The sequence below is a fragment of the Methanosarcina baikalica genome (assembly GCF_031461075.1).
Taxonomy (GTDB): domain Archaea; phylum Halobacteriota; class Methanosarcinia; order Methanosarcinales; family Methanosarcinaceae; genus Methanosarcina; species Methanosarcina baikalica.
Genome location: NZ_JAVKPK010000004.1, coordinates 1 through 17807, shown reverse-complemented (window position 1 = coordinate 17807; position 17807 = coordinate 1). Strand labels below are relative to the sequence as shown.

Below are 17807 nucleotides of genomic sequence, written 5' to 3'. Positions count from 1 at the left end.
AAGATGTTTTTTGGCATGCAATTTAAACCCTTGAGTCCTTTGAATCCTGATTTCTTTCTTTTTCCAAAAGGCTTCCAGTTTACAGAAAGTTTCAGATTTACTCTTATCCCCGGACGACCATGACCGGAACTTTTGAACCTCTTACTACTTTTTCTGCAACGCTTCCCATTAAAAACCTCTCAATTCCGATTTTTCCGAGGGTACCCATTACTATCAAGTCAATATTATTATTTTCTGCGAAATCGATAATTTCATTACTCGGGTACCCGTCTAAAACAACCTCTTTTACCTCGACCCCTGAGGCCTCTCCAATTTTCTTAATTTTAGATACTACTTTATCTCCATCATTTCTCATAATTTTGTAGATTGTTTCTTTGCCAGCAGTCCAATTTTCAGAGATTGTAGAGGGTGTATCTACTACGTAAAGGGCGTGGACAGTGGCTCCGCTAAGTTTTGCAATTTCAATACCGTAAGAAATGGCCCTCTGAACATTCTCAGATCCGTCTGTCGCAATCACTATATTTCGGTAAAACTCCTTCATGTTCTGTTCTCCATTTTTACGCAGAAGTATCGATATGACATAAAAGAATAATTCATATACTCTTCAAATTGTATGGGAGAAAGTAAATTTCATATAACTGCTGAAAATTTAAGAATTTGATTAAGTCTGAAAAACACACTTAAAAAACACATTCAACTTCATAACTGTGTGACATAATTACTTTATATTTTCCGAGTTGGAAAATTCTCCTTTGAGTTTGAAGAGGATACATTAATTCACTTATTTCAAAAAATAAAGAGTTGTAGCCTTTTAAAAAGGCTACTTGAATATTTCCTTAGATGTGCTGCCAACTCAAACCTTTTCGATTCTTTACTTGATGGCCTTCGCACGGACATTTTGTGTGCCATAACTCTGCTGAGACTGTACTAGCCATGCGCTGAGCATTATGCGTGTGAGTGCCGGTTTGAGCTGTGGTGTTTCCAGTTGCATTTTCAGTAGCTTTATGTCAACTCATATAAATTTGCGAAAATTTTATACGATTTATTCATGACTACGGTCTCTACCTTCTCACTTCGCTTTTCACTTCAATCCTGTTTCTTCCTTCTAGATATGATAAAACAGGCTGCAAGGGCCATTGTGATACCTGTCACAATCTGATATCCCGGAAGTGACTTTTCTGCTTCCTGGACTTTCGTATTAATCTTGACACTGTCTGAGACCTGATCATGCCCATCGGCATCTTCATAGAGAATCTCGCTAGTGAGGGAATAAGGTTTAGGAGTTGCAGTGTCATCTACAGTTAATTTAAAAGCAGCAACAGCGCTTTCCCCTGGGTTCAGAGTACCGAGATAAGCCTGATCGTCGGTGGTACTAAAGGGATCAGCTGCACTGACTCTAACAGTTGCATCTTTTGCAGGTTCTTCTCCGATATTTTTGTATGTGACGTAAAGCATCCCGCTTTTATCAGGGTAAAGGTCACCCGTTACATTTGTGGCCTCAAAGTAAGGTTCTTTTTTGACTTTTACCTCTATAGTCTGGGTCTGAGTCTTGTTTTCGTACCAGATGCCTACATCCTTGTTTGTCACAAGGCCTGTAGTACTATCAAAATCATCTCCTCCTACCTGAACATTGTTCTGGTACTGGTAGGAAAGTTCGAGATTTAAGGGATAGGTACCTGCAGAGGTACTTTTGTTAATCTCAATCGTAAACTTTGTGGGGCTTGAACTCTGTTTTCCCTGTTTGAGAGTACCTGCCTGCTGCGGTTCTGATTTGACCTTAATATTCGGATTGTCGGATTTGAGGGTTGCAAGGATGCCTACTGCTGTTACAGCCTGAGCTTCATACTGCATTTCTGACTGCTGAAGCATCTCATCCACGTAATTCCCCATATCTATCTCATTTTCAGACTTAAAGCCGGAAATTGTACCCTTATTCATCATCTCTAAATTAAGGGTTACAGTATCTCCTCTGGAATACTCATTGTCTCCAATGAGCGTTGCATTAAGGTCAGGCCCTCCATATACTGTGTAGTAGTTCTCACTAATATCGAAATTTTCTGGTAGAGCTGCCTGTGCTGGCAGGACTAAAGAGCAAAGGATTAGAAGGGTTGTAACAGTAGTAAAAAATCCATTTTTATTCATTCTCATCACCTGATGCGTTCTCATTATTCTGGTTTTTTTTCCGGTGTACATTTACTATCTGGTAAAGGGCGATAAGGATAATCAGTATGATTGCTATGCCTGTTGTGCTGAATTTCTTTTCTGTGACTTCAAGGGGCACATTCACTTTCATGTTTTCTGAAAAGGAAGTTTCCCCCTCTTCATCAATATATTTTATTTCGCTGTTAATGCCATAGGTCTTTACAACAGCATCAGAATCTGCCGAAATATCAAATTTGGCAGTCTTTTCTTCCCCAGGTCCTATATCTCCAATTTTTACTATAGATTTCTCAGTGCTCAAGGGACTCATGACAATTATCCGGGCCATGGCATCTTTTGCTATGCTTTCTCTGGTGTTTTTATAGGTTACTTCAATGACCTTACTCTCTCCCTGCACCAGGGTTCCGGATACATTTGTTACTTCTAATCTAGGTTCGTTTTTTATGGAAATAGGTACTCTGAGAGTCTCATTTCTCATTTTATACTCTCTTGTGTATTCCGTATCCGTAAGTCCCAGGTTTACTACATCAGCAGTTGCAGTTCGGACGTTTGCCTGGTATTGATAGTTCACAGGTAGGAGTAGTTCATAATTTCCGGCAGGTGTGTCACTATCGATTTTTATTGTATAACTGAGGGTTGCCGTATGTCCGGTTTCAAGTTCTTCCGCACTCTGGACACTGGTTGTGGGCTCGACTTCAATGTACTTCGTTCCCGATTGAAGGGTTGCTTCGATGTCTTTTGCTGTTGTACATTCTTTTTCTTCTTCTATCTCTTTCAGTGCAATCGTTTCCTCAAGGGAATCGTTTATTTTTTTCTGGTTTACGTACAGCCTCTGAAAACCATCTATAACTCCGGCATTCGCAATTTTTACCTGCAGGTCTGCAGTTTCTCCCCTTTTAAACTCGGGATCTCCTGTTAGTGACGCCTGTAGGGTTGGCTCCCCGTAGCTCCTGTAATAGTCTACGGTGTACCCATGGTCTGGAATGAGGAAGTTTGTTTCTTCATCGTCACCGTTATCGTTCGCGAGGGCTGGAAGTGCAGTCACTAATACTATTACTAGAATTAACGCAAATGTAGCAACTTTTTTATTCATTTTTTGCCGTAATTTTTTTATGGGCACTTGTATCATATCTCAGCCCCCTTAATTTGTTCATTTGTCTCTTTCTCTGCCGTCCTGAGTTCTTTTCTTTTATCTCGCCAGGTATCAAGGATGATAATAAGCGGCGGGAAGACTACAAAGGTTGCAAGGAGAGCTAGCAAGACATCGATAACCGTAACCATACCGAAGTCAGCTATCATGGGGAAAGGAGAAGCCAGCAAGGCCATGAACCCGAATACTGTAGTCGCTCCTGAAGCAACGATTGCACTTCCTATTTTGGAACTGGCCATATGGATCGCTTCCATAGGACTTTGTCCTTTATCCTTTTCTTCAAAGTAACGTTCCATCATCAGAATCGCATACTCGGACCCTACTCCTAGAATCAGAGCTCCCAGAGTTGCTGTCAGAGGAGTGTAGCTGATGTTAAGGTAGCTCATGACTCCTCCTGACCAGCCGATAACTATAACCATCGGGATCACTGGGACCAGTGCTTTCACCCAGTCTCTGTAGACAACAAAAAGCCCTGCGAGCACGAGGACAAGGCCAAGGAAAGTCATTGCTACTCTTCCGCTGGTAAGAGCGGTAATGACCTCTATATAGATGACTGAGCTTCCTGTAATCGTAACTGCAGTTCCTGGAGGGGCTGGCATCCACTGCATATCCTGCTTGACAATGTTTGTAAGTTCTTTAATTCCTGTTACCTTGATATCTGAAACCGCATTTCCTATGTTGAAGTTCAGGAGAAGCATGTTCTTCCCATACATATAGCGGTCCTTCTGTGCTTCAGGAATTCCGGAATAAATATTCTCTATCTCCTGGCTGGTATCGGGAATTACACCCCCATTCCTTTCCTTTACGAGAGATACAATACTCGAAGCGCTGTGAATATGGCTACTGGTTGCCACTTCATGTTCGGAAAACTTGTCAATCCATTTCAGGACATCCGGATTGGCGGTATCCTCAACCTTGATGATCAGATTTAATTCATCGCTTCCCCCCATGATATCTCCCATGTGTTTTAGGTCCAAAAGGGAAGGCATCTCCTGGGGTACAAAGGTTTGAACATCAGTTTGAATAGGTACGGACTGATCGAGGTAGAGGCCGCCAAAACAGAGTAAGCATGCGACTCCTAGTACGACAACATCGTATTTTATTGTCAGAGCTGTAGTTTTCTGAAGGGCCCTTCCTATGAGACGGTCGCTTCCGTTCTCTTCCCCAGGCTTTTTCTTCTTTCCGGAATCTGCAGGTTTTATCTTATTTGTTATCTTCCTCAAGGGATTTTTATCTGCATAGCTGTCAAATAGTGAAAGCGTTACAACACCTACGAATATGGAGGAGAGATAACACATAACAATACCTATCATGAGCAGTTTTCCAAAGTCCTGGATCATTGGCACCGTGGATGTGAAAAGGGAGAAAAAACCAAGAGCTGTCATTGCCAGAGCGATGAGGACTGCAGGTCCTGTGTGTTTTATGGTTTCTATAACTGCTCTCGTTTTGTTCCCTTTATCCTGCAGTTCTTCTTCTAGCCTATTATGGAACTGGATGGCATAGTCGATCCCTACGCCTATGAGAATCGGGAATGCAGACATTGAAACCATGGACATGGGAATTCCGACATAACCCATAGCTCCGAAGGTGTAAACAATGCCAAGAAGAACTACTGGCAGAGGAAGAAGACACCAGCGGACATGCCTGAAAACAAGGAGAAGTACTATAACCATGAAAACAGCGGAAAGCCCTAGAAGTATGCCCATACTGGAATTCATTTCCTTGTTCATGGAGATGCTGAATGCCGGGTCACCTGTAACGATAATATTGTACGAAGGTGGAAATTCCGCAAATGGGACCGCATCTTCAGTAGCAGTAAGGATATCTTGCTGAGTTTTGTCACTGGCTGAGCCAGGAATGACTACAGAAATCAGCATGTGGTTATTGTCAGGAATAATCTGGCTGAAAATAGCCGGATTCCCGTCTATGATAGTTTTGATTTCCTCATCGGTTTTGGGAAGTTCATACCTCCCTGTTATCTTTTGGTTGACCGTTTTAATAAGGGAGGCAGGGCTTGTAGTTTCAATCACTCCATCCGTTGCCTGGAGCTGATGTTCTAACCTATCCACTGCTTCCATCAGGTCAGCACTCTTCACATCGTTGCCCTCTACCATTACAACAATAGACTGTGTCTGAAAAATATTTTGATAAAGGTGATCGAAGTCCTGGTAGAGAGGAGAGCTTTTTCCGACAAACGTCTCCGTTCCTGATTTCATCTCGATTAGCTGTGCTCCCTGCGTTGCTATGATTATGCACAGGAAAGCTATCAGGAGTACGGAAAAACGGTTATTCTGAATAAAAAACCCCAGTTTTTCAAAAGATTTTTTAATAGTTAATTCCTCTCATAGTTTTTATTACAAAGTGCAATTTAGGAACCTTGATCTTCATCTGCAACCTGCCGTTTTTTTCTTTGGGCTGGAGGTTCACCATTCAAGGTTTGTTAATCTCAAATTTTAATTCTTTTTTATTTTGCGGTTAGTTTTTTAGTAACTCAGATTTGCTGACGTATTAATATATAGAAAAGATTTAAATCTATTGTTACTTTAGGGGTAACAAATGTTTTCGCAAATTAATCCTCAGCTAATTAGCAACCTTGAAAAGCTTGGGCTGACCGAAAACGAGGCCAAAGCCTATGTGGGGCTTGTCTGTTTGAGAGAAGCTACAGCCCGCGAAATCCATGAACTTACAACTGTGCCGAGAGCCAAAATATATGAGATCCTTAAAGTGCTTGCGAAAAAAGGCTATCTTGAATTCAGGCAGGGATCTCCAACTTATTTTCGGGCAGTTGATCCCAAGCAGGTAATCGGGAAGATAAAGGACGAATTTCTCAATTGTACAACCCAGACACTTGACCAGCTTAAAGAACTGAGTTATGAACTTCCAAAGACTTCTCCTGTCTGGTGCATCCAGAGTGAATGGGGAATAAAGAACAGGATCCGTGAAATCCTTGACGGAGTAAGGGAAGAATTGATCATTTTCTCATCCAGCCCTGAATTCTTACAGGAGTTTGAAGCGGAACTGAAAAATCTGGAGAAAACATGCAGGTTAATTCTTATTGTGGACGAGCTTGACAAATTCAGATCGCTGCCTTTTGAATTCAGAGAAACGACAGAAGAATTTAAGGATTTCATAAATAATATTGTAATTGACGGCGCTCAGTATAATGAAGAACTTTTCATGATTGCTGACGGGAAAGAATCAATTGGAGTTCATAGTGCAGGAAATAAAAGGGAAGCAGTAGTTATCAGACTTCCAATTGTCTGTTATCTTCAGAAGATGATCTATAACAGAGTGCTCGAGCCAGAGTTTATCAAAAAGACAGGTAGTCAGCCTCGGCCAGAATTCTCCACCTCTTCTCAAGCTTCAGAGTGCTTATCTAAAGATTCTTTAAAGCCAGAAGTTTTCCCGTAATTTTAAGATTCTTTTTTTCTTTTAATAATAGAGTCAGCGCTATCGGATACTATTAATATAATCCCGAAACAATCTTTCTATAAGTTTTACTCAAAAGCTACGGAGTCCGCAGGTGTATGAAATGGACAGTGTAAAGATTGGGAATGTTACTATTCAGTGGTTGGGTCACTCTGGTTTTTTGCTTGAAGGAGATGGCAAAAAAATCTATATAGACCCTTTTGAAATCAGTGAAGAGCCGGCTTTCGATGATAAGGCAGATATCCTGTTGATCACTCATGAGCACTTTGACCATTGCAGCCCTGAGGATATCAGAAAGGTCAGACGGTCTGATTCAACCACACTGATTCCTGAGAGCTGTTCCCTGCAATTCAGGGGGGACGCAAGGCGAGTTTCTGAGGGAGATATCCTGGCGGACGGGCTTGAAATCAAAGGGATTCGGATTGAGGTAGTTCCAGCCTATAATATCAATAAACCTTATCATCCCCGTGGGTCCGGAGTTGGGTACATCGTAGAGATTGGAGGAATCAGGATCTACCATGCAGGAGACTGTGACTTCTTCCCCGAAATGGAGAATATCAGGGCCGATATCGCCCTTTTGCCTATTGAGGGCACGTATACAATGAACGAGGAAGAGGCTGCTAATGCCGTTGCAGTCCTGGCCCCAAAGGTCGTAATTCCAATGCACTACGAGAGATCAGGAAATAAGGACGGAAACCCCGAAAAGTTTAAGGCTCTTGTACACGGCAAGAATCCTGAAATTAATGTGACTATTCTTGACTCCTGATTTCTCTTTTTAATGACGATTAAGGAATCGGATTTTGAGCCGAGATAAACCGCAGGATCGGTCTACCCATGTCTAAAATGGCAAGAAAACAACAGAAAAATCTGATTCAAGTCGTTGCAGTCCAGCGTATGTGGCGACTTTTTGAGCTTGCGAAAAAGGAGTTTGCAGAACATCCTGAACGCAGCGAGCGCTACGTGCAAATCATCCGGAATATTTCTATGAGAAACAGGATGAGTATTCCACGGGAAATAAAAAGTAGGATCTGTAAACATTGCTATGCTTTCCTGATCCCTGGAAACAATGCCCGCTACAGACTGAAAGAGGGGTATATTGTTGTCTCCTGCCAGCGCTGCGGAAAAGAAATGAGGTATCCCTATAAAAGGTTAAAATAAAGGCCAACTGGATTTTATAGGGGCTTCCTTAAAGTTCAGATCAGGAACTTCTTAACTTGTGTGGAACTTCTCAACTCGTCTCTTTTTCCTATCAAAAAACAAAATGTAATTTTAGGTTCTGATCTTTAAGTTCTGGCAGGACTCTCCTGGCCTCTCATCCTCTTTATGGATGAAGCTATCTGTTTTGCAATGACGGATTTCGGACCTTTGTCGTCCACAAGCACTCTCCCGCTTATTTCCCACCATGTCTTAGGGTAGGCTTTTTCTGGCTCTATTTCAGGGCTCAGCCCAAGTTGTCTTGCTGCTTCTTTTATCTCATTGAGATGAGGCTCCTTTATCGCATTTTTCCGGGAGATTATTCTGCCCCTGCTCCTTGACTTCGTCTGGTCGATGTATGCGGGCCAGATTACAAGTTTTCCCTTATCTTTCATCATCATAATATCTTCGCTCTAAATTGCTTTCATTCAATTTAAAACTGCCCAGAAAGCTTCTTCAGTACAGGTCTCCTTTCTTACCTGTAGAGTTTTTCATTATTCTTGAATTGTAACCTGTAATTATTTATCTTTCCCGGACAACTCTGCGTGGTGTTAATATGATTCCGTCCTTTACAATTGATGAAAAGGTGAGAGTTTATATAAGAAAGAGCGGGCAGGATTTCAGGCTTTCCACATCTTCTGAGGGTCCTGTACTTTTTCCTCTCGGTATAGTCTCTCCCAAACCTTCCGACATTAAGATACTCATTGGTAGCAATGTTCTTTATATTTCCAAGCTTCAGGCAAAATACATAAAGAAAGTTGAGTGGACTATGGTGGAAAGGTTCTTGAATTCTTCCGGAGAGTTTGAAATCTGAATTTTTGTTACCCTCCGGCCTTACTCCTTTTATTCGAGAAACCGGGGCTTTGTCATATTTCTTTGGAAGTCTATCCGTCTTGTTTATTAAGAAGAGGGAGCATAGGATAAATGTTGACCTGTTCCGGATCCTGCACGGGCTTCATCTCAGGAGAGAGGAAAATTGCCACATGCTGAAAAGAGATCGCTTCAAGCTCAAGGGAGAATTTGTCTGTGAAACTGAGAACTAAAACCGTGTTTATGCTCCTTGCCCTGATGGTGATCTTCGTATCGGGCTGTGTGGGTGAAAAAAAGGAAATTGTCCTGAATAACCCTGGTAATATCTCTAATTATGAATATGAGGTTTTTCTGAACGAATCGGACGTTCAGATGCCTGCAAATACCACCACTTATTATCTTCTGGAAAACAAAACAAAAGTGCAGGTTGTAAATATTGTAATAAACACTAGCAAGCTTGAGATTTATCCTCCCGATACCCTGAGCAGCAGTTCAGAGGACAATCCGATTGAAAACTTTGTACTGCTTGCGGACCCTGCAAACAAGACCACAGCAAGCCTGCAGACTTTTAAAGAGCTTTCCACCAGAAATGAAACCTCGGCTATTAACTATACCCTGACTCAGGAAATTAGCCGGAACATGAAAGTTATAAACCTGGAGTTCAAAGAGCCCGTGACAGGCTTTATTGCATATACTCTTGAGATTCCGGCAACCCAGAGTTTTGCATTCCTTAAACCTGATTCCGAATTCACCCGCGTGGTCCTTCCCGAGGGGTATGTGACTGGCAACAGGGTGTTCGGGATAGCAAGGCCAGAGCCTTCGTATGTAACTTCTGATGAAAAAGGAAGGCAGACTCTCGTATGGGTTTCTTCGAAGTCGGAAGATCGGGAAGAGGTTATTCAGGTGAAATATTATACCCGATCGGCACCCCTATTTTTCTCAGCCGCAATTATAGCGCTGCTCTCTGGAGTTGGCCTTGTGCTTTTGCATTATGCCAGGAGCAAAAAAGAACTTGAAGCTGTTCGAGGAATTTTCGAGTTCGAAAAGGAATATGAGGAAGAACGGCGAAAAAGAAAGTAATCCTGCGAGGATATTTTTCCTCCGGATTTTGTTTCTTAGTAATGACTTTTTTTTAGAAACTCATAAAATATTTATTATAGTTTTACCTTATTTCCTCATTGATGAAAGCCTGGGGAAAGATCCTATCTAAACGTTTCTTTTCATCTAAACCAACATCTGAAGCCGTAACTCCTGTTGTAGGTTCCATTATTATGTTACTTATTTTGTTTGCACTCGCAGGTGTAGCTACTGTCAATTTCTTTAATAGTGCGGAGGGCGGCGCAACACTTCAATCTCCTGTGGTAAGGATTTCTCTTGAATCCTGCGAAGGAGGGCTTCGTTACGCACCACAAGGTGAAAACTCAACTTTTGAGAACAATACGATCGTGCTCATACACGAAGGAGGCAGTCCTCTTCCCCTTGATGCTACCTGCATAAAAATTTTAGGAAACGGAAATGCATTCCAGGGAGATGTTGGAAAGGGCGGAATTTTTCTCACCGGAAGCACAGAAACTATTTACCAAAATCTGAGTCCGATCGAAAAAAGTTCCAGATATAATTCTCAAAACAAAGAAGTCCTTAACGATAATTTTTGGGGCGTTGGGGAGAAACTAACACTCCATGGAGACGACAGTGCTATAGGTTCTATTGTTTCCAGTGTTAAAGTAAGTGTAAATGGAGACAGTAATACATCCGATAATTACGGTTTTAAAGCAGGCTCTGAAATTACAATAAAAGTTATTGACATTAAAAACAATAATGTCATAGCTGAACAAAAGGATATTGTCAAGACCGTAAAGTGACAAAACAAAGAATTAATGCTTAATTGATAGAACTAGATTATTTTTATTAGGACTTACGCAGTTGAAGTACAAAATCAAGCATATACAACATTACGGATATTTTTGTATTTTGAACAGTTGAAGGTTAATGCTATTGATTTCTCAGTTCAACCGCGTAAATCCTACTAATATTTAATTGTCAGGAATCCTGCGAGTAAGAACAAGTTTCTTCTTTTGAGAACAAGATTCTGTAATCTTCAATTTTTCTCTCCATATATCAAATGATATTGGTATTTGAAGGCTATTCGTTTCCGGAACGACATTCTCGTTTTCTGAAGTTCCGTGATATCTTTTAGGTCCAGGTCCTTGATATTTTTGAATTTAGCAGCCTTGAAATATTCGAGCATTTTTTCAGGAGGGACTCCGTGTCGGTTGGGAAGTTCGCTGTCGAGTTCTCTGGAGTAATACCCTTTTCGGGGGTTCCTTCTCTCAGCAATCAAAGTACAAAAATCACTTACAAGCCTTCTTGCCTGTGTTTCGAGGGAACCGTCATTCCAAACTCCATCTATAACAATAAGTGCTCCTTCTTTCTTAAGCACTTTTTTCCAGTTCTTAACCGCGACATCAGGGTGTGGAAGAGTCCAGAGAAGATGGCGGTTGACAACAATATCGAAAGTTCCCGTCTCAAAAGGAGGGGCTTCTGCGTCTCCTTTCCTGAAGGTACTATCAAATCCTTTCTTTGACGCCTTTTCCCCGGCTTTTGCAAGCATTTTATCTGAGAGGTCAAGGCCTGTAACATGATGCCCCATTTCTGCAAACAGAAGCCCGATTTCACAGGTCCCGCAGCCGACATCGAGTACTTCCAGCCTGCCCGAAGGAAGCAGGCTTTTGAATATGTTTTTCCAGGCTTCCCTTTCGATTTCACTCTGGATTCCATGCCCTTCCTGGCTGTCGTAGGTCTCGGAGGAGACGTCCCAGATGCGGGCAATATTCTGTTTTATTTTATTTTCCTGAATGGTCATGTATTAATGCCTCTGTTTATGTTTTCAATTGAGGTAATAGTCCCGTTTTTGAGGTAGGCAATCCTGTGACAGACTTTTCTTAACACTTCGATGTCATGAGAGATCAGCAGGTAGGAGACTCCAGTTTCCTTCTGGAGTTTTTGCATAAGGCGCAGAATCTGAGCTTGGACTGAGACATCAAGCATGGACGTGGGCTCGTCAGCGACTATAAAATCAGGGGATAACGCCATGATCCTGGCGAGCACTATCCTCTGGATCTCACCTCCGCTGAGGTGGCTCGGATAGCGGGCAAGATGTTCTGGGAGGAGACCTGTAAGCTCTGCCAGTTTTTCTCCTCTTTTAAGAAGTGCATCTTTTTTGAGTCCAGAATGGAGTTTCAGGGGTTCTATGAGGTTTTCAAAAGCTTTCATGCGGGGGTCAAGGGAAGTTTCAGGGTGCTGGAAAACCATCTGGACTTTCGGGCGCAGTTTTCGAAACTCCTTTTTGCTCATGCTCAGGATATCTTTTCCCTTAACCCGGATTTCCCCACCTGTGGGTTTTTCAAGTCCTACAATACACCTTCCAATTGTGGTCTTTCCTGATCCGCTTTTTCCGAAAAGCCCAAGAGTTTCGCCGGGAGCTACTGAGAAACTGACGTTTTTGAACACCTCGGAAGTCCCGAACTTCATTGCCAGTTCATTTACTGCAAGGACTGGAAATGACACCTGATCCACCCTCCTTTATGATTTTTCATCTCGGGGTGCTTCCTAGAACACTCAATTCCCGAGTACCTGCACCTTTGATGGAATAAACAGCCATCTGAAAGCCTTATCCTGCTCGGGCTCTGTCCGATAAGAGGAACAAGCCCGTTTCGAGGTTGAGCCCGTATAAGCCCTTTTGTATAGGGATGCATGGGTGTGCTCAGAACTTTCGAAGCCTCATCCAGTTCCACAATCTCTCCTGCATACATCACAGCTATTCGGTCGCAGACCTCAAGAGCAAGGTCTAGATCATGGGTGATCAGGAGCATCGTCTTACCATAATCTTTTTTTATTTTAGTGAAGAGCTCCACTGCTCCTGTCTTTGCCTCAGGGTCGAGCCCTTTTGTGGGTTCATCCGCAATCAAAAGCTTGGGCTCAAAAGAAAGAGACATGCAAGCTATCAGTCTCTGCCTCATACCACCGGACAGCTGGTGGGGATAGAGGTCGCAAAGTTTTTTGGGATCTTTCAAAAGGAGTTTTTTCATAAGCCCCAGGGATTTTTTCATTCCCTGTTTTTTATCAACCCCTCTTTCCTCGAAGACCTCCTCTATCTGAAGTCCGTTTTTCAGGATAGGGTTCAGGGCTCCAGCCGGGTTCTGGGGCATGAGTGAAATCTTCTTTCCCCTGATCTTCCGGAGTTCTGAAGGTTTAAGGAAAAAAAGATCCTGTTCTTGAAAATAAATTTCTCCTGATATCCTTGCATTTGCCGGGAGAAGTCTAAGTAGGGCAAGCCCGATAACGGATTTCCCGGATCCGCTTTCTCCAATAAGTCCGAAGGTTTCCCCTTCTCTTACATCAAAGGAGACATGGGAAACTGCTTTTACACTGTTTTCTCCTGCAGGGAATTCAACAGAAAGGTCTCTTACTTCAAGCAGGCTCAATAGATTTCACCTCCTTCATGATTCGGGTCAAGGATATCTCTCATGCCGTCTCCCAGGATGCTGAAGATGACTACAAAGGAGGTGATGGCAAGCCCTGGGAAAATCGTCTGGTTAGGAGCTGTTCTCATGAATTCTTTTCCTGCGGAAAGCATCGCTCCCCATTCAGGAACATCGGCAGGAAGCCCGATACCTAGAAAACTCAGTGTGGCAATGGAGAGAATTACATGCCCGAAGTCGATTGTGGCAAGTACAAGGAGAGGAGCAATTGCATTGGGTACTATGTGCTTGAGAATAATATGAAAATCATCTGCTCCGCTTGTAACAGCGGAAAGGACAAACTCCTGTTTTTTAAGGGAGAGAACCTGCCCTCTCATGACTCTTGCGTATTTTGCCCATTGGACAATCGACAGAGCAAAAATCAGGTTGAAAACCCCGCTGCCAAGCACTCCCATAATAGCGAGAGCAAAAATAATTCCGGGAAAGGAAAGGAAGATGTCTATAACCCTTGAGATACTTTCATCCACAATCCCTCCATAGTAACCTGCTACACATCCCAGGGCAGTTCCGATAAGTAGAGAAATAAGAACCACCCCGAAGGCGATTGAAAGAGAAGTCCGGGCACCTATGAGAATCCGGCTTAAAAGGTCTCTTCCAAGGTAGTCCGTACCCAGAAGATGCTCTCCTGAAGGGCTGAGGTTCTTGTTTCCGAGGTCAATGGCATTTGGGTCGTAAGGGGAAATCAGGGGGGCAAAAAGGGCAGTCCCGGAAAAAAGCAAAAGTGCTATCAGAGCAAAAAGCATATCTTTTCTTTGAAAGACTTTTTTTGTAAATTCGCCTCCATAAGCCTCTGGCATCAAGAGATTTTCTTTTCTTAACCTATCAGCAAATGCATTATCCATAAGTATCAACCGTACCTTATTCGTGGGTCCAGACGTGTATAGAGTATATCCACAAGGAAATTCACAAGGAGGAACATGGTAACAATAGCAAGTACGCATCCCTGTACCATGGGCAGATCTCTGGCTGAGATCGAATCTACAAGGAGGCTGCCTATTCCCGGCCAGGCAAAGATCTTTTCAATCACAACTGTTCCCCCAAGCAGGCTTCCCATTTGGAAACCAATAACAGTAACAACTGGAAGCATGGCGTTTTTAAAGGCGTGCCGGCTTATGATTCTCCATATAGAAAGCCCTTTGGCTTTTGCAAACCTGATGTATTCCTGTCCTAAGGTTTCAAGCATGCTTGTCCTGGTGACCCTCATAACTGCAGCAGCGGAATGAAGGGAAAGGGCTGCTGCTGGCAAAAGCAGGTTTTCCAGGCTTCCGTAGCCTAATACAGGGACAAGTTTCAGCTTGAGGGAAAATATCAGGATAAGAATCAGGGCTACCCAAAATCCGGGCATCGAAACCCCAAAAAGCGTTACAATTCTGAGAATATGGTCCGAAGTTCTGTTTTCCTGAAGAGCCGAATAAATTCCCAGGCTTACTCCTGCAACCGCTGCGAGGGCCATACTTGTTCCGGCTAGCTGGATCGTTGCCGGTAGGCGTAAAGCAAGGAGATAAAGGACTGGCTTTTTAAAGACGTAGGAAGTCCCTATATCCCCTGTTACAAAGGCTTCTCTAATCCACCTGAAAAACTGCATATAAAGAGGATCGTCAAGGTTGTACCTGCTTGATATCTGGCTAAGCTGTTCTTCGGTAACGCTTTCTTCCAGGCCCACGAAAGTATGCTTGAGAATCAGCTCAGCCGTTCCCCCTGGAATCACGTTCATAAGGAAAAAGGTCAGGGCACAAACCGCAAAAAGCGTAAGTGCCATGAAGCCCGTTCTTTTTATGAAATATTTCATGCTTCCTCCTCAAATCGGACAGAAGGCAAGAATACCGAGCTGTCCGCTTTACTTCGAGTGAAAGGAAACTCAAGGGTACGGACCTAAAATCCGTATCTCTCAAGACTCCCTTTTCAGTTTTACTTTTCGAGATACATCTCTGCATTTATGCGGTAGTCGTGGGCTGTCGGGTCGAAAACGTATCCTTTTACAGAGTCTTTTTTTACGATTGCACAGCCATAGTAAGCCACTATGATCATGGGCTGTTCGTCGTAAACGATAGCTTCTACATCATTGAACTTTTTATAGCGTTCTTTCAGGTCCGTGATTTTTCTGGCTTCCGTTATCAGAGAGTCTACTTTCGGATTGGAATACCCCGGTGTATTGTCAGTCCCGTTTGTCGTATACCAGTTCGTAAGAATATATTCTGGATCAGGAACCATTGCAATATTGTAAGCGGCAAGGTAAAGGTCCCAGTTGCCTTTTTCTTTTCTGTCATCTATCGACCCCATCTCCATCACCTCGGTTTCAACATCTATGCCTGCTTCTTTCAATTGGGCAGCCATAGCTTCAGCCATTGGAGGAAGTCCAGGCCTTGCCGAATAAGTCATAAAGTTGAGCTTGAGGGGTTTTCCGTCCTTATCCCTTATTCCATCCCCGTCAGTGTCCACCCAGCCTGCGGCTGTTAGGAGCTCATTAGCTTTCTCAAGGTTCTGGTTGTAGGGCTTCAGGCTTTTATTTGCCCAGACCATCGTGGGCAGGAAGGGACCTGCAGCAGCTTCTCCTACATTGTATAGTACATTTTCTGCGATTTCAGACCTGTTAATGGCATAGGACATAGCCTGTCTTACTCTAACATCTTCAAGGGGTTCATGCTTTAGATTCAGATCAAGTTTGTAGACTCTGGGAGTTTTGAACTTCTCTACGTTAATGCCATCCAGGGCGTCAATCCTATCAGTTTCACTATAGGGTACATCGACGGTAAAGTCAACTTCTCCATTTTCGATTGCCATTGCTCTTGTGTTCGGGTCAGGTATCCCTTTAATGATCATTTTATCAAGCCCAACTTTTCCTCCCCACCAATTTTCGTTTTTCACGACTGTAAGAGTCCTGGTCTGATCATCGAAGGATTCAAATTTATAAGGGCCTGTTCCAACAGGTTTTACGAATTCTCCTTTTTCATTATAAGTAGAGGGGCTTATTATCGCAGTATCCGGATAATGAAGAACTCCAGGAAGGATGGGGTTAATTTCTTTGGTTTTGATTTTAAGAGTATAGTTGTCAACTACTTCTATAGAATCTACCTTTAGCATGGAAGCAACTTTCGAGTTTTCCGAGATGACTTTTTCCAGAGTGAATTTTACTTCTTTTGCAGTCATTTTGCTTCCGTCATGGAAAGTAACGTTATTTCTTAACTTGAATTCCCAGGTGTTTTCATCAAGCTGTTTCCAGGAAGTCGCAAGTCCGGGATTAAGCGAGAAATCTTCACTGGCACCAACAAGAGTTTCGGTTATTGCAGCTTTCTCGCAGATCAGGGTACCGTCCCCATTAATTGGATTAATCGATTCGATATCCCACATTTCTCCAAGTACAAGTGTGTTATTCGGTTCAGAAACTACTTCTCCAGTTTCATTTCCTTTCGTGCTGCTGCATCCTGAAGTCACTAACATAGCATAGCTCAGCAGGGTAACTAGCAGTATAAGCAAGGGGTAGTTTTTCTTTTTCATTCAGGAATCTCCTTTCGCTTTCTCTTTTCTGATTTTCTTTTATTTCTGACCGCAGATGAGATAGTACTGATAGCTGCGCACAATCCGTTCACTCAATGGCATTTTTTCTTCTTGGGCTTCCCTTACGTCTTTCAGATCAAAAGTCTGAATTTTCTCAAAACCCGTACTTAACAGGTATTTCTTAACTTTTTCAAGCGGAGCCCCTCCAAAGTTCGGAAGATTAGATTTGAGTTCCTCAGAATATCTGGAGTGTCCTTTTCTGGGATCTTTCCTTTCAACAACAAGTTTCAGAAAATCGCTAGCAATCAGGCGAACCTTTGATTTCAGACTCCCGTTGTCCCAAACTCCATCAATAATTACAACCTTCCCACCGTTTCGCAGCACTTTTCTCCAGTTTTCCACGGCTAATTTTGGATTTGGAAGGGTCCATAGCAGGTGTCGATTGAAAACAATGTCAAAGGAAGCGGCATCATAATATGGATTTTCAGCATCTCCCTCTTCGAAAATTATGTCAGTTTTAAAGGCTTTGGCCTTTGTTTTTGCTACTTTTAACATCTTCTGAGAAATGTCAATTCCAGTAACCTCATGTCCCATTTCCGAAAACAGTATGCTTAGCTCTCCTGTACCGCACCCTACATCAAGAATTTTCAAGCCTTTCTCCGGGAACACTTCCTTAAAAGTATGTTTCCAGGCATTTCGTTCTTTTTTACTCTGGATCCCATGTCCTGGGTGAGTGTCAAAAGTATCGGATGCAAGATCCCATTTATGAGCTACAAGCTCTTTAATCTGAAGTTCTGGCGCAGACATTAACGAGTACTTGTCTATTTTGTATTAATAATTTTCTATTTTGTATTATTAATTCTCAATAAACTTCTATTTTGTAAGATTATGATGCGGTTTATGTAGAACATCCATTAAAAAAGAGTACAAATTATTGTGTATGTCATACTTAAAGTTCTGATCAAAATGGACCATTACCTCTTCATTTTTTTACAAGGAAAATCTGTCAGTTATTAGATATTTAATGT

The 17807-nt window shown here is 42.5% G+C and carries 19 protein-coding genes; 7 read left to right on the top strand and 12 right to left on the bottom strand.

From position 1 onward, the window contains the following. Positions 1-103 precede the first annotated feature (103 nt). From RG963_RS01775 to RG963_RS01760, 4 genes are all read right to left on the bottom strand, one after another. Positions 104-541 carry a universal stress protein gene (locus RG963_RS01775; RefSeq protein WP_310574557.1) on the bottom strand — a complete coding sequence of 146 codons (438 nt, stop codon included), beginning with the start codon at positions 539-541 and terminating at the stop codon, positions 104-106. 545 nt (positions 542-1086) lie between these two features. Beyond that, the gene (locus RG963_RS01770; RefSeq protein ID WP_310574556.1) at positions 1087-2142 is read right to left on the bottom strand and encodes a COG1361 S-layer family protein; all 1056 of its coding nucleotides are present in this window, start codon (positions 2140-2142) and stop codon (positions 1087-1089) included. Beyond that, entirely contained in the window at positions 2135-3253 is a 1119-nt protein-coding gene (locus RG963_RS01765) for a COG1361 S-layer family protein (RefSeq protein WP_310574555.1), read from the bottom strand. The genes RG963_RS01770 and RG963_RS01765 overlap by 8 nt, the downstream gene beginning before the upstream one ends. A 32-nt stretch (positions 3254-3285) precedes the next feature. Next, positions 3286-5640: an RND family transporter gene (locus RG963_RS01760; RefSeq protein ID WP_310574614.1), complete on the bottom strand. Its 2355-nt coding sequence runs from the start codon at positions 5638-5640 to the stop codon at positions 3286-3288. A gap of 226 nt (positions 5641-5866) precedes the next feature. Here RG963_RS01760 and RG963_RS01755 point away from each other — a divergent pair, with 226 nt between their 5' ends. The 3 genes from RG963_RS01755 (at position 5867) to RG963_RS01745 (ending at position 7897) form a co-directional block, all read left to right on the top strand. After that, complete coding sequence (locus tag RG963_RS01755; protein WP_310574554.1) at positions 5867-6721, top strand: TrmB family transcriptional regulator; 855 nt, start codon at positions 5867-5869, stop codon at positions 6719-6721. A 121-nt stretch (positions 6722-6842) separates the two neighbouring features. Next, entirely contained in the window at positions 6843-7505 is a 663-nt protein-coding gene (locus RG963_RS01750; RefSeq protein WP_310574553.1) for an MBL fold metallo-hydrolase, read from the top strand. A gap of 68 nt (positions 7506-7573) precedes the next feature. Continuing rightward, positions 7574-7897, top strand: a complete 324-nt coding sequence (locus RG963_RS01745) for a ribonuclease P protein component 4 (protein ID WP_310574552.1) — start codon at positions 7574-7576, stop codon at positions 7895-7897. A gap of 125 nt (positions 7898-8022) precedes the next feature. Here the strand turns inward: RG963_RS01745 and RG963_RS01740 are convergent, their stop codons facing one another. Beyond that, entirely contained in the window at positions 8023-8328 is a 306-nt protein-coding gene (locus RG963_RS01740; RefSeq protein ID WP_310574613.1) for a signal recognition particle protein Srp19, read from the bottom strand. A gap of 161 nt (positions 8329-8489) precedes the next feature. Between RG963_RS01740 and RG963_RS01735 the strand changes: the two genes are divergently transcribed. The 4 genes from RG963_RS01735 to RG963_RS01720 all read left to right on the top strand — a co-directional run bounded on the left by RG963_RS01735 (position 8490) and on the right by RG963_RS01720 (position 10605). Continuing rightward, positions 8490-8747 (top strand): hypothetical protein, encoded by a 258-nt coding sequence (locus tag RG963_RS01735; RefSeq protein WP_310574551.1) that lies wholly within the window; start codon positions 8490-8492, stop codon positions 8745-8747. Then, positions 8737-8976: a hypothetical protein gene (locus RG963_RS01730; protein WP_310574550.1), complete on the top strand. Its 240-nt coding sequence runs from the start codon at positions 8737-8739 to the stop codon at positions 8974-8976. The genes RG963_RS01735 and RG963_RS01730 overlap by 11 nt, the downstream gene beginning before the upstream one ends. Further along, complete coding sequence (locus RG963_RS01725; protein WP_310574549.1) at positions 8960-9823, top strand: DUF5803 family protein; 864 nt, start codon at positions 8960-8962, stop codon at positions 9821-9823. The genes RG963_RS01730 and RG963_RS01725 overlap by 17 nt, the downstream gene beginning before the upstream one ends. Before the next feature lie 101 nt (positions 9824-9924). Then, positions 9925-10605 carry a type IV pilin N-terminal domain-containing protein gene (locus RG963_RS01720; protein ID WP_310574548.1) on the top strand — a complete coding sequence of 227 codons (681 nt, stop codon included), beginning with the start codon at positions 9925-9927 and terminating at the stop codon, positions 10603-10605. Positions 10606-10841: 236 nt separating this feature from the next. On the opposite strand, the gene RG963_RS01715 is transcribed toward RG963_RS01720, so the two are convergent. From RG963_RS01715 to RG963_RS01685, 7 genes are all read right to left on the bottom strand, one after another. After that, positions 10842-11606, bottom strand: a complete 765-nt coding sequence (locus RG963_RS01715) for a class I SAM-dependent methyltransferase (protein WP_310574547.1) — start codon at positions 11604-11606, stop codon at positions 10842-10844. Then, a complete protein-coding gene (locus RG963_RS01710) occupies positions 11603-12310 on the bottom strand; it encodes an ABC transporter ATP-binding protein (RefSeq protein WP_310574546.1) in 708 nt (235 codons plus the stop codon). The genes RG963_RS01715 and RG963_RS01710 overlap by 4 nt, the downstream gene beginning before the upstream one ends. Continuing rightward, positions 12286-13227 (bottom strand): ABC transporter ATP-binding protein, encoded by a 942-nt coding sequence (locus tag RG963_RS01705; protein WP_310574545.1) that lies wholly within the window; start codon positions 13225-13227, stop codon positions 12286-12288. The genes RG963_RS01710 and RG963_RS01705 overlap by 25 nt, the downstream gene beginning before the upstream one ends. Next, a complete protein-coding gene (locus tag RG963_RS01700) occupies positions 13224-14126 on the bottom strand; it encodes an ABC transporter permease (protein WP_310574544.1) in 903 nt (300 codons plus the stop codon). Before RG963_RS01700 ends, RG963_RS01705 begins: the two co-directional genes overlap by 4 nt. A 5-nt stretch (positions 14127-14131) precedes the next feature. Beyond that, positions 14132-15073, bottom strand: a complete 942-nt coding sequence (locus RG963_RS01695; protein WP_310574543.1) for an ABC transporter permease — start codon at positions 15071-15073, stop codon at positions 14132-14134. Between the two features lie 119 nt (positions 15074-15192). Then, entirely contained in the window at positions 15193-16779 is a 1587-nt protein-coding gene (locus tag RG963_RS01690; protein ID WP_310574542.1) for an ABC transporter substrate-binding protein, read from the bottom strand. A 39-nt stretch (positions 16780-16818) separates the two neighbouring features. Beyond that, positions 16819-17586, bottom strand: a complete 768-nt coding sequence (locus RG963_RS01685; RefSeq protein WP_310574541.1) for a class I SAM-dependent methyltransferase — start codon at positions 17584-17586, stop codon at positions 16819-16821. Between the last annotated feature and the right edge of the window lie 221 nt (positions 17587-17807).

Bases quoted from the DNA above. Each gene is read 5' to 3' on its own strand.
- RG963_RS01775 (WP_310574557.1), bottom strand. From the start codon at position 541: ATGAAGGAGTTTTACCGAAATATAGTGATTGCGACAGACGGATCTGAG.
- RG963_RS01770 (WP_310574556.1), bottom strand. From the start codon at position 2,142: ATGAATAAAAATGGATTTTTTACTACTGTTACAACCCTTCTAATCCTT.
- RG963_RS01765 (WP_310574555.1), bottom strand. From the start codon at position 3,253: ATGAATAAAAAAGTTGCTACATTTGCGTTAATTCTAGTAATAGTATTA.
- RG963_RS01755 (WP_310574554.1), top strand. From the start codon at position 5,867: ATGTTTTCGCAAATTAATCCTCAGCTAATTAGCAACCTTGAAAAGCTT.
- RG963_RS01750 (WP_310574553.1), top strand. From the start codon at position 6,843: ATGGACAGTGTAAAGATTGGGAATGTTACTATTCAGTGGTTGGGTCAC.
- RG963_RS01745 (WP_310574552.1), top strand. From the start codon at position 7,574: ATGTCTAAAATGGCAAGAAAACAACAGAAAAATCTGATTCAAGTCGTT.
- RG963_RS01740 (WP_310574613.1), bottom strand. From the start codon at position 8,328: ATGAAAGATAAGGGAAAACTTGTAATCTGGCCCGCATACATCGACCAG.
- RG963_RS01735 (WP_310574551.1), top strand. From the start codon at position 8,490: ATGATTCCGTCCTTTACAATTGATGAAAAGGTGAGAGTTTATATAAGA.
- RG963_RS01720 (WP_310574548.1), top strand. From the start codon at position 9,925: ATGAAAGCCTGGGGAAAGATCCTATCTAAACGTTTCTTTTCATCTAAA.
- RG963_RS01715 (WP_310574547.1), bottom strand. From the start codon at position 11,606: ATGACCATTCAGGAAAATAAAATAAAACAGAATATTGCCCGCATCTGG.
- RG963_RS01700 (WP_310574544.1), bottom strand. From the start codon at position 14,126: ATGGATAATGCATTTGCTGATAGGTTAAGAAAAGAAAATCTCTTGATG.
- RG963_RS01695 (WP_310574543.1), bottom strand. From the start codon at position 15,073: ATGAAATATTTCATAAAAAGAACGGGCTTCATGGCACTTACGCTTTTT.
- RG963_RS01690 (WP_310574542.1), bottom strand. From the start codon at position 16,779: ATGAAAAAGAAAAACTACCCCTTGCTTATACTGCTAGTTACCCTGCTG.
- RG963_RS01685 (WP_310574541.1), bottom strand. From the start codon at position 17,586: ATGTCTGCGCCAGAACTTCAGATTAAAGAGCTTGTAGCTCATAAATGG.